The 13,305-nt window shown below is 44.9% G+C and carries 11 protein-coding genes and 1 pseudogene; 9 read left to right on the plus strand and 3 right to left on the minus strand.

The window, feature by feature from the left end; all coding sequences use genetic code 11:
- Positions 1–89 precede the first annotated feature (89 nt).
- Together ACX9GV_RS01880 and rimI are read left to right on the plus strand one after the other, a co-directional pair.
- Positions 90–521, plus strand: coding sequence for a DNA polymerase III subunit psi (locus ACX9GV_RS01880; protein WP_023492688.1), 432 nt, complete (start codon positions 90–92; stop codon positions 519–521).
- On the plus strand, positions 472–915 hold the full coding sequence (rimI, locus tag ACX9GV_RS01885) for a ribosomal protein S18-alanine N-acetyltransferase (RefSeq protein WP_023492689.1): 444 nt from the start codon (positions 472–474) through the stop codon (positions 913–915). Before ACX9GV_RS01880 ends, rimI begins: the two co-directional genes overlap by 50 nt.
- A gap of 102 nt (positions 916–1,017) precedes the next feature.
- Here the strand turns inward: rimI and ACX9GV_RS01890 are convergent, their stop codons facing one another.
- Entirely contained in the window at positions 1,018–1,881 is an 864-nt protein-coding gene (locus tag ACX9GV_RS01890) for a LysR family transcriptional regulator (protein ID WP_473196842.1), read from the minus strand.
- 184 nt (positions 1,882–2,065) lie between these two features.
- Between ACX9GV_RS01890 and ACX9GV_RS01895 the strand changes: the two genes are divergently transcribed.
- The 4 genes and pseudogenes from ACX9GV_RS01895 to ACX9GV_RS01910 all read left to right on the plus strand — a co-directional run.
- On the plus strand, positions 2,066–2,575 hold the full coding sequence (locus tag ACX9GV_RS01895; RefSeq protein WP_473196843.1) for a YgjV family protein: 510 nt from the start codon (positions 2,066–2,068) through the stop codon (positions 2,573–2,575).
- Positions 2,576–2,643: 68 nt separating this feature from the next.
- On the plus strand, positions 2,644–3,693 hold the full coding sequence (locus ACX9GV_RS01900; RefSeq protein ID WP_473196844.1) for a TRAP transporter substrate-binding protein: 1,050 nt from the start codon (positions 2,644–2,646) through the stop codon (positions 3,691–3,693).
- A 186-nt stretch (positions 3,694–3,879) separates the two neighbouring features.
- The gene (locus ACX9GV_RS01905; protein WP_473196845.1) at positions 3,880–5,886 is read left to right on the plus strand and encodes an alpha-glucosidase; all 2,007 of its coding nucleotides are present in this window, start codon (positions 3,880–3,882) and stop codon (positions 5,884–5,886) included.
- A gap of 188 nt (positions 5,887–6,074) precedes the next feature.
- Positions 6,075–6,272, plus strand: a pseudogene (locus ACX9GV_RS01910) (IS256 family transposase); the annotation flags it as partial.
- 403 nt (positions 6,273–6,675) lie between these two features.
- Here the strand turns inward: ACX9GV_RS01910 and ACX9GV_RS01915 are convergent.
- Complete coding sequence (locus tag ACX9GV_RS01915; protein ID WP_037385820.1) at positions 6,676–7,416, minus strand: sulfite exporter TauE/SafE family protein; 741 nt, start codon at positions 7,414–7,416, stop codon at positions 6,676–6,678.
- Positions 7,417–7,693: 277 nt separating this feature from the next.
- Between ACX9GV_RS01915 and hpfG the strand changes: the two genes are divergently transcribed.
- The 3 genes from hpfG (at position 7,694) to ACX9GV_RS01930 (ending at position 12,418) form a co-directional block, all read left to right on the plus strand.
- Positions 7,694–10,225, plus strand: coding sequence for a (2S)-3-sulfopropanediol dehydratase (gene hpfG / locus ACX9GV_RS01920; RefSeq protein WP_473196846.1), 2,532 nt, complete (start codon positions 7,694–7,696; stop codon positions 10,223–10,225).
- 112 nt (positions 10,226–10,337) lie between these two features.
- Positions 10,338–11,279 (plus strand): (2S)-3-sulfopropanediol dehydratase activating enzyme, encoded by a 942-nt coding sequence (gene hpfH, locus ACX9GV_RS01925; RefSeq protein ID WP_235186773.1) that lies wholly within the window; start codon positions 10,338–10,340, stop codon positions 11,277–11,279.
- 77 nt (positions 11,280–11,356) lie between these two features.
- Positions 11,357–12,418, plus strand: coding sequence for an aldose epimerase family protein (locus tag ACX9GV_RS01930; protein WP_473196847.1), 1,062 nt, complete (start codon positions 11,357–11,359; stop codon positions 12,416–12,418).
- A 113-nt stretch (positions 12,419–12,531) separates the two neighbouring features.
- Here the strand turns inward: ACX9GV_RS01930 and ACX9GV_RS01935 are convergent, their stop codons facing one another.
- On the minus strand, positions 12,532–13,290 hold the full coding sequence (locus ACX9GV_RS01935; RefSeq protein ID WP_473196848.1) for a DeoR/GlpR family DNA-binding transcription regulator: 759 nt from the start codon (positions 13,288–13,290) through the stop codon (positions 12,532–12,534).
- Positions 13,291–13,305 lie beyond the last annotated feature (15 nt).

The raw sequence follows: 13,305 nt of genomic DNA on the forward strand, positions 1-13,305 counted from the left end.
GAACTAAAGCAAGCATGGCGCAGAGCTTGAGGGTTTGTTAGCATGACGCGGCAGAAAATAGCTAACGCACTTAACTCACGGGGAGCAGCATGGCAGCAAAACGCGACTGGCTGTTACAACAATTAGGCATTACGCAATGGGTATTGCGTCGTCCTGGTGTGTTACAGGGGGAAGTGGCGGTCAGCGTGCCACCGGAGGTGCGTTTGCTGGTGGTGGCGCAGGTTTTGCCGCAACCGCATGATGAGCTGTTTTGTGATGTGCTGCGCAGCCTGGGGTTAACAGCGGCACAAACCTATGGTTTGACACCGGACCAGGTGGCCATGTTACCGGAAGATATTAAGTGCAACAGTTGGCGGCTGGGCATTGAGGAGCCGCTTGCGGTACCCGGTGCTCAGTTATTTAGCCCGGCATTGGCCGAGCTTTCTCAAGATGCCGGTGCCAAACGGGCACTGTGGCAGCAGATTTGTCATCATGAACACGATTTCTACCCTGACCACGGCCGACCTGGCCACCGCGTTTAAAATTGAACAAGCCAGCCATGCATTTCCCTGGACAGCAGCGACCTTCGCCAGTAATCAAGGTGAGCGTTACCTTAACCTGAAACTGGAAGCGGATGGGCAGATGGCCGGTTTCGCTATAACCCAGATAGTGCTTGATGAAGCGACGTTGTTTAATATCGCCATTCACCCCACCTGGCAACGCCAAGGGCGAGGGCGCACCCTGTTGACAGCGGTGATCGAACAGTTAACTGCACGCGGCATTGCCACTCTGTGGTTGGAAGTGCGCGCCTCTAATCTGGCTGCCATTGCGCTTTACGAAGAGTTTGGTTTTAACCAGGTGACGGTGCGCCATAACTATTACCCGGCAGTGAAGGGGCGTGAAGACGCAATAGTGATGGCGCTGCCTTTGGGTTAACAAGCAGTGGGGTTTGACCTGGCAACCATTGATTGTCAGCGGTGGGTAAATCGGCGAAAATAGCCGCCAATACTCTTTTTATAGTCAGCGCTAAGAGCGGTTTTACTTGCTGACCACTTTCTTAATAAACGCTTCACGCACCGGATCGGTGATATCGCTGTTCCAAAGTAGCCCAATTTCCCACTCGGAGTGTTTGCCTGTTAGCGGAATAAAGCGAATATGCGGCTGGCTGATCCGCGCTACGCTTGCAGGAATGATGGTGTAACCCAAACGGGCTGAAACCAGTGCTAACGCCGTAACAATGTCGTTGGCTTCTTCAAACACCGCTGGGCGCTGCTTTGCTTCCCACAAATAATTGGTGATGTGCTTATTAAGGGTCGGGTTTTTATCACGACTCAAGCCTAGATAGTTGTAGTGACTAAGCGAGCCCCACAGATTATCAAAGTTTAACATCTCTTCATTATGAATCGCGATGGCCAGGCGGTCCGAGTATAGCGGGATAGCTTTAAGTGGCGGATCGACTGATAAACGGTCAAAACCCAGTTGCAGGTTACCTAATTGCAGCTCTTCAACCAGTTGGTGAGAAGGGTAGTCATTAAGCGTGACGTGAACATCGGGGCAATCTTGCTTGAACTTAGCAATATAGTTTGGCGCTTCGTGGAAAGAAGAGATACCAAAGCCGATATTAAGATGACCGGAGGTACCTTCAGCAACGAAGGTTGCTAAGCGTTGAAATGATTCAAAGCCTTTAAGAACCCGCTTTGCCTCTGGCAGGAGAACCTTACCCATTGGGGTTAATTCTGCGCCATGTCGACCGCGTTCAAATAATGAAACTTTTAGCTGTTCTTCGAGGCGCTGAATCTTCTTAGTTAGCGCGGATTGAGTGATATAGAGGTGTTGCGAGGCAACACGGAAGTTCTTGTCATCGGCAAGTTGGCAAAAAGTGCGAAGTAAATCTGTATCCATTCTGGTTTGGAATCGAAAGCTGAATTTTATTCATTATAACTAATCGAATATGTAATTTATAGTCAATCCGCGTAAGAAAAACGACAAACCCTTGCAATCATAAGCTCTTGAACTTTATATAGATTTTTTTGCCAAGAATTGTATTGAGCGAAATTGAAAACAAAAGTTGAGCGTAGAAAATTAGATGAATGAGACACTGGTTCAAGCATTGGGATTTGTGGCATTAGGTTTAAACCTATTTGCATCATTTACAACTAATGACAATCGCATGCGAGCTGTTATCTGCCTCTCTTGTTTGACGTTCTCAATTCACTATACCTTGCTTGGCGCTGTCGTGGCTGGGTTGAATTTATTAATAAACTCGTTCCGTGCGCTAGTTTCAGTGAAATATAAAGGACTTAAAGTCTTTTACCTGTTCCTTGCGGTGCAGATAGCGATGAGTGTTTATTTCTACTCAGAGCCACGTGATGTGTTACCGGCGATTGCATCAATCATTAGTTGCTACGCACTGTTTATTTCCGAAGGCATGCGAATGCGAATTGCATTCCTGATTTGCACCTTAACTTGGATGGTCAATGCGGTCTTGGTTGGATCTTATGGTGGCTTACTAAACGATATGTTTAACGCGACTATGCTCTCAATCACCATTTTTAGGTTAAAAAAACAACAAAAAATACAAATACAGACAAATTAATTCTCAATTAGTCCCACGGCTCTTTGCCCTAATAAATGAGCCGCACCAATAATGAGTAAGGAAACAACATGAAGAAAACACTACTGGGCCTTGCCACTGCATCTCTTCTTGCGGCTGGTGCTGCAAACGCAGCGGATTACAAACTAACTATTCCACACGTAACGACAGCAGATAGCTACAACCACCAATCGCTACTTGTATTGAAGAATTATGTAGAGTCTCGTTCTAACGGTAAAATTCAAGTTGATATCTACCCCGCAGGTCAGCTGTGTGCCAACGCAAAAGAGTGTATCGCTGGGGTACAAGCGGGTATGTTCGATTACTTCCAAACAACGATTCCTGAGCTAGGCGGTTTCTGGCAACCAGTTGGTGCATTCGACCTGCCATACCTACTACCAAATGACCGCGTAGCAGAGTGTGTGTACGACAACGAACAACTCATTGCGGACGTGCGTAAAGAGCTCATGCAACGTGCACCAAACGTGCGTCTAATGGCAGTATCGAACTCTGGTGGTTGGCGTAACATCGCAACAACCAAGAAAGAAGTAAAAGTACCGGGTGACGTAAAAGGTCTAAAACTTCGTACGGTACCGGCAAAAACTCAGCAAGACCTTGTTAAAGCACTTGGCGGTGCACCAACACCAATCGCATGGCCAGAAGTGTACACAGCACTTTCAACGGGTATGGTTGACGGTACTAAAAACGGTATCGTAGATATCATCATGAACAAGTTCCATGAAAGTATCCATTACATGATCCTTGATGGTCACGGTTACATGGGCGGCGCTTGGGTATTCAACGACATGAAATTTAAGTCGCTCCCGGATGAGCTAAAACAAGTGGTAATCGATGGTATCGCGGCACAAAACCAATACCTACGTTCATACCCTAAACACCGCGAATACACAGCGTATGAAGAATTCAAGAAAGCTGGCGGTAAAGTTTACAGCCCAACAGAAGCTGAAAAACAAGCATTTGTTACGGCTGCGGCACCTGTTAGAGAAGAATTTTTGAAAGAGACAGGCCCGGAAGGTAAGAAATGGCTAGAACGTTTTGAGAATGAAATCAAAATGTGTGAAGCGAAGATCAAAGCAGAATACGACATCCAATTTAAGTAATCAGTACCTAATCTAACTCGATTGACGCTGTAGCGGTGTTCACTAGCAATCTTATTGCAGCGTCAATTCGTTAAGAGCAACAAATTTCATCTATACGCTAGCTAGGCGCAGCACACCGAAGGCTTTTTCCTTGGGTGAACACCCAGGTTGCGCCAAAATTTTATCTCTATTGCAGAAGACTTTCGAATGAAACTTACCCAAACGCCATCAGGTTTTACTATTAGCCACAAAAACAGAACTGTATTTGAACACTCACAAGTTAGCCCCTCTTTGTACCTAGGTATTGGGCAAGGCACTTTTGATATGTACCGCGGTAACTTTGATATTTCTGATTATGTGTCAGAGCGTTTACCGCTGAAGAAATTCGCAATCACAGAAAACTCAGATGACGTCGTCGTTACCTTTAGTCTTGATGGTGAGGCTGTATTGCAAGCTAGGATATTTGAAACGGCAGAGGCACGCCTTAAAGTTGAATTCACCGCATTTGATGAAAAGTACAACCGTTTTTGGGTTCGTATTGCAGCAAGTGAATCAGAATCGGTGTACGGCTGTGGCGAACAACTAAGCTACCTCAATCTTCGTGGCAAAAGCTTCCCACTATGGAGTTCTGAACCAGGGGTTGGTCGTAACAAAAATACTTACACAACTTGGCAAGCAGATGTTAAAGATAAGGCGGGCGGTGATTATTACACCACAAACTACCCACAACCAACGTTTGTTTCTGATAAAAAATACTTCTGCCATCTAGAAACGTGCGCTTACGCTGATTTCGATTTTACTCACGCTGACTATCATGAGTTGCAATGTTGGAATATTCCGGAGTATCTACTGTTTGATGCCGAAGAGTCATTCCCTGCACTGATGACCAATATTACTGGCGTATTTGGACGTCAACCAGCACTGCCTGAGTGGGTTTACAATGGTGTGATCCTTGGTATTCAGGGGGGGACCGACATCACAATTGCAAAAGTTGAAGCAGCCAAAGCGGCTGGGATTGAAGTTGCCGGTGTTTGGTGTCAAGACTGGCAAGGCATCAAAATGACTTCATTTGGTAAGCGTCTGCAGTGGGATTGGCAGTGGAACAAGGTTCTTTATCCTGGTCTAGATACTAAGATTCACCAGTTAAAAGAGCAGGGTATTCGCTTCCTAGGCTACATCAACCCTTACGTATTGGAAGATTTCCCGCTGTACAAGGAAGGGTTTGAGAAAGGCTACCTAGCAACAAAAGAAGACGGTTCAAAATACGTTGTAGACTTTGGTGAGTTTGAGTGTGGCGTGGTTGACTTTACGAACCCTGAAGCGTGTGAATGGTACAAGGGTGTTATCAAGCAGAACATGATCGATTTCGGTCTTGACGGTTGGATGGGGGACTTTGGTGAATATCTACCAACAGACTGCTCGCTCTATAACGGTGTTAGTGCTGAAATTGAGCACAACAAATGGCCGTACCGTTGGGCAAAAATACAGCATGAAGCGATTGAAGAAGCCGGCAAAACTGACGACATTCTGTTCTTCATGCGTGCTGGAGGTACTGGTATCCAAGGTTACTGTCACACTCTCTGGGCAGGTGATCAATCAGTAATTTGGGAAAAAGATGACGGTTTAGCATCGGTCATTCCAGCTGCGCTCTCTGCTGGTCTAATGGGTAATGGTATTAGCCACAGTGATATCGGTGGCTACACAACGTTGCATGGTAACACGCGTTCTAAAGAGTTGTTTCAACGTTGGGCGGAAATGGCAGCATTTACGCCAATAATGCGCACTCATGAAGGCAATCGACCAGATGATAATCACCAATTTGATACGGATACAGATACGCTAGCCCACTTTGCGCGTATGACTAAGATTTACAAGCACCTTATGCCGTACATCAAAGCAGCGGTAGAAGAGAATGCAACTAAAGGTATGCCAGTTCAACGCCCACTGTTTATGCACTACGAGCAAGACTCTGAAGCGTATCAAATTCAATACCAATATCTGTTTGGTCGCGATTTGATGGTGGCTCCGGTTTACAACCAAGGCGAAACAGTGAAAGAGCTTTACCTACCCAAAGATGAATGGGTACATATATGGACTGGTGAAACGTTCACTGGTGGCTGGATTAAGGTTGATGCACCTATTGGACAACCACCAGTATTCTTCCGCAAACAAGCCCAAGATGCTGAGCTGCTAGCCGCTATCAAGCAATTCTAATTAATTGGGGAGTGTTAGAAATCCTGTGTCATTCCAGTAATATACCCGTCGCCAATGAAGCTGCAGAGTTGTTGACTACGCTCATTCGCCCTAGTCACATAGTTATCTATGCTCCTAGGGTCTCGCTCACTTGTCGCCTACCTGCAACTTCATGGAACTTGGGTATATATCCAAAAAAGGAATGACACATTTCCCAACCCTTCGATTTCGATAAAGCCCTGAAAGCACTGCAGGATGGCCAAGCCTTAACGGGAAAAGATAGCATTTTAACGCCGTTAATCAAACAGTTGACGGAAGCTGCTTTGGCTGCTGAACTTGATTCACATCTGGCTCAAGACATTGAAGCCAACCGGAAAAATGGCTCAACCAAAAAACAGTCAAAACACCCACTGGCGCTTTTGAATGAGCCGCATCGAGTGCCACCTTGGCTTTAAATTCAGGAGAGTTGTTTCTACGTTTTCTAGTCATACTCTGTCCCTGTATTGTTGGGTACTATCAAAACAGATCAATCACTTAAAGTTATGTCCGAAAATTGGGGGCCACTTCGGTGACATGCCCATACCACAATTTTAAGCATCACCAAACAACACTAAAAGCGAGATTCCCGCATGCGCAAGAATGACAATATTCGAGCTTAGTGATGATTACCGCATAGTTGAAGGTTAGTGTTCAACACCTGAGAACTTGAATCTAGCGATGAAACCTATTGAGCTAGCAACCACATAACAAAAAAAACGACACTCAACAGGAGTGCCGTTTTACCAAGAACTGATCAAATCACCAAAATGTCTAAAAACTTACATTTTTGAACACCAGCATCAAGCCCATCATTAACAAGAAACTGTGCACGATTTTGTGGTAATTGATTTTGTACTTCTGTAGGAAGTGGTAGCCAATCATACCGCCAGTTAAACCAAGCACGAACGCTGGTATTGCCGACAGAACGTGTGAGATAACTTGCTCAGTAAATAACCCTTCATTCCAGAAACTAACGTTGGCACCGATCATTTGCAGCATAAAGAAGAACGCTAGTGTCGACTTAGTTTGGTCTGCTGTCCAAGGCTGCATTGATGTGTATGCAATTACTGGTGGACCTGACTCACCCACGCTCGCCCCAAGCACGCCTGAAGTAAAGCCCACACCAACAGTTAATGGCACAGAAGCCTTTTTAAACAAAGGCTTAGTCGCACGTAGCGAGTGGATACTAGAAATAATTAATACTGCCCCCATCGTCAATAGAATGTACTGAGATGGCATGCTTGCCAGCAGTTTTGCGCCGACAAAAGAAGCCGGTACTGAGCCTGCAAACAAGATCAAACCTGTTTGGCGTTGAATAGAATGTCGCATTTTCCACACGATTGGTAGCGTCACCAACCAGCCGAAAATACCCGCAATAGGAACTGCCGTTTGAGCACCAACAATGAGTGACAGCAAAGGTACGGAAACGAGTGCTGAGCCAAAGCCAGTCAAGCCTTGAGTAAAGCCTGCTAGTGCTATGATCAGCGAAATAAGAATTATCGTGGTGTCCATAAATCCATGTTTAGAGCTTAGTGAATGTAGGATTACTATAGATTTATTATAATTAATTACCATTATTTGTGTCACATTTTGTTGTTTTTTGTCTGCATCGTTTCGCTTTGTGACCATCCTCCCATACAACGTCTACCTCTTTCGTATAATAAACCTCAGTAGTTTCGGGTATTGCGTGCAGTCAAAATGCCAATGTTTAAATAGTGACTTTGAACCGCCTAGTTGGTTCAAAGAGTTGAGCATTGGCATTTTGATTCTTTATTTTATGAGGTTATCTATGGAAAACTTCCAAGCAGACAAAGAGACGTTATTTGAACTAAAAACAACCGCTCGCACTGATGCAATAGGTACAGAGGCATTTGATAAGGTTTATGGTTTGGGTTACGAAGTGGGGCATGCGGATTGGTCTCCGTTCCCACGCGTAAATCGTCTGCGCCAAACTTTTTTAGATCGCCCATACGACATTGATGTTGAAAGATTGCGTTTAGTAACAGAAGCGTATCGTGACAATGAAACCATGCCGCGTATCGTTCAATGTGCATTGGCGTTTCAAAATATCCTGCTTAACAGTACGTTGCACATCTACGAAGAAGATTTGATTCTTGGTGAGATTGCAGCGCCTGCCAAAGCATCACCAATTTACCCTGAGTTCTCGGTAGACTGGATCATTGATGAAATTCTTAACTCGCCATTTGAAGAGCGCCCAAACGATCAGTTCTATATTCGTAATGAGCAAGAGCGTGCTGAGATTCTTGAGTTGTGCGCTTACTGGAAAGGGAAGAGTGCCAATGAGTTCATCACGGCGAACTTAGATGATGATCAGAAAAAAGGTTCTCACATGGGTGAGAAAGTGTTCCAAACCAACAACTATCACTTCGCTGGTATTGGTCACTTCGCAATGGATTTCAACAAGCTGATGACGCTTGGCTACAGCGGCGTATTGCAGCAGGCAAAACAAGCTTTTGCAGAGTTGTCAAAACAAGATCCAGATTATGGTGATAAACGTGATTACTACACCGCAACGATCATTGCGCTAGAAGCAGCAATTAAATACATCACACGTTACGCACTGCTAGCTGAAGATATGGCGTTTGCCGCGACTGATGAAGCTCGTAAGCAAGAGTTGCAAGGGATGTCGGCGAACTGTTACCAAATTGCTGGTGGCGTACCGCAAACATTTTGGCAAGCGGCTCAGTTGTTTAACTTTGCCGTGACGATGACGCAAATCGAAGGTAATGGCCACTCAATTTCTTACGGTCGTATGGACCAGTGGATGCTGCCGTTCTATGCCAAAGATCGCGCTGAAAATGGCGTGGCAAAAGAGTTTGTTTTAGAAGTGCTGGAAGTGCTTTACGTTAAGATGAACAACCCAACCAAGCTGAAAGACAAAGGCACGGTGAAAGTGCGCAATGGTCGCGGCTTTGGTGGTGAAAGTCTGACCATTGGCGGCGTTGATCTGCAAGGCAATGATGCAACCAACGATCTGACAATGCTGATGCTTGAAGCGTCAGTGCATACTCGCATGATGAACCCATGGGTGTGTGTGCGTTTGCACGACAAAACGCCCTATGAGCTTAAAGTCAAAACCATTGAATGTATTCGCGCAGGCTACGGTCATCCGAAGTTGTTCAATGATGGTCCAGCAATTAAAGCGATGTTAGGTAAAGGTGTTACGCTTGAAGAAGCGCGTGATTATGCGGTTGTTGGCTGTGTTGAACCGACGATTCCTGGTAAAGAGCACGGTTGGCTTGATGCGGGCTACGTTAACACCGTAAAAATGATGGAAATGGTGATCAACGGCGGTCGTATTTTGTCTGGTCCTAATGCTGGGATGCAGCTTGGCCCTGATACTGGCAGCCTTGAAACTTATCAATCGTTTGAGGAAGTGTTAGAGAGTGTGGACAAGCAGTTTGCTTATTGGTGTGACCAACTGTGTAGTTGCCTCAATATTACCGACAAGATGCATCGCATGATAAAACCAACGCCTTACATTTCAGCGTTTTTTGAAGGGTGTATCGAGTCAGGTAAAGACATGACTTATGGCGGCGTTAAATACAATGGCACAGCACCACAAGCTGCGGGTATTGCAAGCTGTGCAGACTCATTGGCAAGCATCAAAAAGCTAATGTTTGATGATAAGAAATACACAGGTAAAGAGCTGTTAGACGCGGTAAAAGATAACTGGGATGGTCACCAAAAACTGTATGCGTTGGTCAATAGCTCAAAGATCCCACACTATGGCAATGATATCGACGAAGCGGATGAGCTATTTAACTACATGTTCGAATGTTACTGTCGTCATATTAAAGGTCGCCAAAATCCACGTGGTGGTAAGTTCAGCCCAGGTGTTTACACTGTAAACGCTAACGTAGGGATGGGGCTATACACTAACGCGTCATTGGATGGACGCAAAAACGGTGAGCCTATCTCTGACAATATGGGACCTGTGCACACCGCAGGTGGCTCACACGATATTAGCGGCCCAACGGCAGTGATCAACTCAGTAACCAAAGTCGACCATAGCTTGGCGACAAACGGTACGCTGCTAAATTTGCGTTTCCCTGAAGATGCGGTTTCCGGCGTTGAAGGACGCGATATTCTGTTGAGCTTTGTTGATGAGTACATGGGTAAGCAGGGTATGCACGTGCAATTCAACATCATGAGTTCGGAAAAAATGCGCGCAGCGCAAAAGAATCCAGAACTTTTCCGCGATATGTTGGTGCGAGTAGCTGGTTATAGCGCTTACTTTGTCGAGCTTGGTAGACCGCTGCAGGACGATTTGATCCAACGTACAGAACTACGATTCTAATTAACCCATAGTGATACCCAAACCATTGCCCAATAGTATGCAGGCTAAAAAGTGGTTTGGGTTTTCACGTTTTAACACAAGGTTGAGGTGAATTGTGTCAAATCAGGCGATAGTGCTAAATATCCAAAGGTTCACGCTGCATGATGGGCCAGGTATTCGTACTGAAATATTTCTTAAAGGTTGCCCTTTGCGCTGTGATTGGTGTGGTAACCCTGAAAGCTTTAAACGTGATATTGAAGTAGGCGTATACCACAACAAATGTATTTCCACTGAGCATTGTGGCTCGTGTTTTGATGTCTGTCCTGATAACAAAATGCTGATCTATTCAGACGCGATGTTGCAGCAAATCGATAGACACCAATGCACCAGTTGCTTGCACTGTGTCGAAGAGTGCCCTTCGGAAGCAATAAAACAGTGGGGCGAGTCGATGTCTGTCGATGAGTGCATGGAGCTGATACGCAAAGACCGCGGATTTTATGACCGCTCAGGCGGTGGTGTGACGGTTTCTGGCGGAGAACCTCTGCTGCAAAGTGATTTTGTGGTTGAGTTGTTCAAAGCCTGTAAGCAAGAGGGCATCCATACTTGTCTTGAGTCGAGCTTCCATGTCAATTGGAACCGGATTGAAAAGGTTCTGCCCTATACGGACCTGTTTATTTCTGATCTCAAGTTAATGGACAGTGCCAAGCATAAGAAATACACCGGTGTTGATAATCGTAAGATTTTTAATAACTTAAAAGCGCTTAGTAAACTCGATAAAGAGCTGATTTTAAGAATTCCTGTGATACCAAGTATCAATGACGATGATGCCAATATTTCAGCCACCGCTGATTTTATCGAGCAGGAACTCAATGGTCGAGTAAACATCTTGCAACTGCTCAGTTTTATGCGCTTGGGTGAAGAAAAGTATCAGTCGTTGGGTTTGCCTTACAAAATGAAATCGCTGCTATTCGACCGTCATGAATTTCAGGCTCGAGTGAGTGACATTGCCAACTACTTTAATCAACGCGGTATTCGCTGCTCAGTGGGAACGAAAGAGCAAACTGAAGCGGTTTAGATAGAACAAATAGAAATGCTAAGTGATAGCGATGGTATCACTTGGCTAACAGATAAAGTGGTAAATGAGGTAACTACGTGGAACTGAAGATTGAAAATTGGGGACAAGTTGAAGGTCAAACTGCACCGGTAAAGCTGATTACGCTTACCAATAGCCAAGGTATCTCACTGCAGTTGACCAACTATGGCTGTATTGTGACTTCAATTAAAGTGCCAGATCGCAATGGTGTCGCAGCGGATGTCGTGCTTGGTTACGAAAGTCTAGAAAAATACCTAGGAGGTCATCCTTTCTTTGGTGCTGTAGCGGGTCGGTATGCGAACCGTATTGCGCAGGGGCGTTATGAGCTAGATGGTGAAGTGTTTCAATTAGAAACCAACGAAGCACCAACTGGGCAACACCTTCACGGTGGCGCTAAAGGTTTTGATAAGTACGTATGGGATTTCGAGATTGAGGAACAAGAAGAGGCAACATACGTTCATCTAACGCGAGTATCGCTCGATGGTGAAGGTGGTTACGGTGGCACTTTGAATGTTACTCACACCATCGGTTTGGATGAATTGAATCAAGTTCACTATAACTTCCAAGCTGTTACTAATAAGCCTACCGTAATTAATTTAGTTAACCATAGTTACTACAACTTAGCTGGCCATGATTCCGGCACAGTTGATCAACATGAATTGAAGCTTTATTCCCAGTTTTACACCCCGGTTTATGATAATTGCATTCCAACCGGTGAAATTCTATCGGTTAAGGGAACCGGCCTCGATTTCACCGAGACCAAGCAGATTGCTTTGAATAAAACGATGATGCCGTTAGGCGGTTTTGACCACAACTGTATTCTCGATGGTTCGAAAAAAGAAGGGGAGTACAACTATGCGGCGGAGCTTTATGAACCGCAAAGTGGACGTATGATGACGGTTCTGACAACTCAACCAGCCGTGCAGTTTTATAATGGATTCAAGCTGTCAAACAAGTGTTGGGTAGGGCGTCATGGTGAGCGTTATGAGTCATGCCATGGTATGTGTTTGGAAACCCAACACTATCCAGATAGCCCGAATAACGTGCATTTCCCATCGACTCGATTAAACCCAGGCGAAGTGTATCAAGAGAAAACAATTCATCGCTTTGCGCAAAAATGATCAACTGAGTACAAATAATGCTCTATTTATCGAAAAAAAGGTAGATAGAGCGTTTGAGTACAGCACCAAAACAAAAACGGCTCCACGAGGAGCAGTTTCTCTTGAGAATATGCTTACGAGCAAATCACTAATTTGGTATCACCTTGTTTCGCCACAGCTTCAATTGAAGGGCTGGGTTTGGAGTCAGTGAAGAAGTAGGTCACATCTTTAATGTTCGCTAAGGTAATAGACCCTTTAGGAATGAACTTGCTTGAATCCATCGCGACTAAAACGTGACGAGCCGATTTCATGACCGTCTGAGTGATCATTGTTTCATTCAGGTCATACTCAAGTAAGGTACCATCAACATCCAATGATGCTGCACTGGTAATGAGATAATCAAAGCGGAAGTTAGAGATGAAATCCATAGCTTCAGTTCCAACAATACCCCCGTTGAACGCTTTCACCTTACCACTAGGTATCAATACATCTATAGACTTATTCGTATGCAAAACACTTGCTACGCGAAGGCTATTGGTAATGACCTGCAAATTATTTTTCTTGGCTAAATGACTGGCTATGACTTCCACAGTTGTTCCTATAGTGATGAACACTGTTGAATTATCAGGGATCAAATCGGCAATTGCTTTGGCTATTGCATGCTTTTGCTCGGTGTCTGACACCTGACGCACTTCATAATCAAGGTTAGTTTTGGTTGCCGGTGAGCTTGCACCACCATGGTGACGAATCACCAAACGATCATTGCTGAGCTTCTTTATATCGCGGCGAATCGTTTGTGTAGAAACGTCTAGCATTTCTGCTAGTTCTTCTACACTGTAATAACCTTTGTCATTAACTAGCTGAATTAACTTATCTTGTCTGGGATTAGTCACGTCAGTCCTTCATTT

This window comes from Serratia sp. 25CWL12 (assembly GCF_055790885.1).

What these genes read in the sequence shown, in the direction of transcription:
- ACX9GV_RS01880 (WP_023492688.1), top strand. Translation starts at nt 90, where the DNA reads ATGGCAGCAAAACGCGACTGGCTGTTACAACAATTAGGCATTACGCAA.
- rimI (WP_023492689.1), top strand. Translation starts at nt 472, where the DNA reads ATGAACACGATTTCTACCCTGACCACGGCCGACCTGGCCACCGCGTTT.
- ACX9GV_RS01890 (WP_473196842.1), bottom strand. Translation starts at nt 1,881, where the DNA reads ATGGATACAGATTTACTTCGCACTTTTTGCCAACTTGCCGATGACAAG.
- ACX9GV_RS01895 (WP_473196843.1), top strand. Translation starts at nt 2,066, where the DNA reads ATGAATGAGACACTGGTTCAAGCATTGGGATTTGTGGCATTAGGTTTA.
- ACX9GV_RS01900 (WP_473196844.1), top strand. Translation starts at nt 2,644, where the DNA reads ATGAAGAAAACACTACTGGGCCTTGCCACTGCATCTCTTCTTGCGGCT.
- ACX9GV_RS01905 (WP_473196845.1), top strand. Translation starts at nt 3,880, where the DNA reads ATGAAACTTACCCAAACGCCATCAGGTTTTACTATTAGCCACAAAAAC.
- ACX9GV_RS01915 (WP_037385820.1), bottom strand. Translation starts at nt 7,416, where the DNA reads ATGGACACCACGATAATTCTTATTTCGCTGATCATAGCACTAGCAGGC.
- hpfG (WP_473196846.1), top strand. Translation starts at nt 7,694, where the DNA reads ATGGAAAACTTCCAAGCAGACAAAGAGACGTTATTTGAACTAAAAACA.